This window comes from Microbulbifer mangrovi (assembly GCF_002009015.1).
GTDB lineage: Bacteria > Pseudomonadota > Gammaproteobacteria > Pseudomonadales > Cellvibrionaceae > Microbulbifer > Microbulbifer mangrovi.
In genome coordinates this window covers 1-298 of sequence record NZ_LZDE01000016.1, presented here as the reverse complement: position 1 = coordinate 298, position 298 = coordinate 1, and the positions used below count along the sequence as shown (strand labels likewise).

General features: G+C 44.0%; 1 protein-coding gene. It reads left to right on the top strand.

Translation table 11 applies throughout. The features are described from left to right. Positions 1-39: 39 nt before the first annotated feature. Positions 40-298: GFA family protein (locus tag B4U49_RS19180; RefSeq protein WP_420811451.1), on the top strand; the 259-nt coding region annotated here is incomplete at its 3' end.

Below are 298 nucleotides of genomic sequence, written 5' to 3'. Positions count from 1 at the left end.
TTATGAATAAAACTGTTATGTGAGCACAAGGAAAGAGCTATGAGCGTAAATCTGAAAGAGATTGATGGGGTAAAGATTCAGCCGAAACATTTAGCCTCATGTCACTGCGGCTCTGTAAAAATTGAGCTGGATCTACCTGATGGCCTTATAGACCTTCGGCGTTGCGATTGTTCTTTGTGCCGCAGGAGAGGCGCAATCGCCGCATCAGTATCGCTAGATGGTATTAATGTTTTAGAGGGGCAGGAGCATTTAAAGCTCTACCAATTCAATACCAGTACAGCGAAACACTATTTCTGCG